This is a genomic window from Sphaerisporangium rhizosphaerae, from assembly GCF_042665155.1.
Taxonomy (GTDB): domain Bacteria; phylum Actinomycetota; class Actinomycetes; order Streptosporangiales; family Streptosporangiaceae; genus Sphaerisporangium; species Sphaerisporangium rhizosphaerae.
The window spans coordinates 1-529 of the sequence record NZ_JBHTCG010000130.1; the positions used below are offsets into that span (position 1 = coordinate 1).

Genomic DNA, 529 nt, shown 5'->3' on the forward strand with positions numbered 1-529 from the left:
ACGGCAACAAGGGCGTCATCTCCAAGATCCTGCCCGTGGAGGACATGCCGTTCCTGGAGGACGGCACCCCGGTCGACATCATCCTCAACCCGCTGGGCGTGCCCGGCCGGATGAACGTCGGCCAGGTGCTCGAGACCCACCTGGGGTGGATCGCCGCCCGAGGGTGGGACATCTCCGGCATCCAGGAGGCCTGGGCCGAGCGGCTGCGCGACAAGGGCCTCGAGACCGTGGCCCCGCGCACCAACATGGCCACCCCGGTCTTCGACGGCGCCCACGAGGAGGAGATCGTCGGGCTGCTCGACAGCACCGTCCCCAACCGTGACGGGGACCGGCTGGTGCAGCGCGGAGGGAAGGCCCGGCTGTTCGACGGCCGCAGCGGCGAACCGTTCCCCTATCCCATCGCGGTCGGCTACATCTACATCCTCAAGCTGCTCCACCTGGTCGACGACAAGATCCACGCCCGCTCGACCGGTCCGTACTCCATGATCACCCAGCAGCCGCTCGGCGGTAAGGCCCAGTTCGGCGGCCA

At 69.0% G+C, this 529-nt stretch carries 1 pseudogene; it reads left to right on the forward strand.

The features are described from left to right. A pseudogene (locus tag ACFQSB_RS40410) lies at positions 1–529 on the forward strand (DNA-directed RNA polymerase subunit beta); the annotation flags it as partial.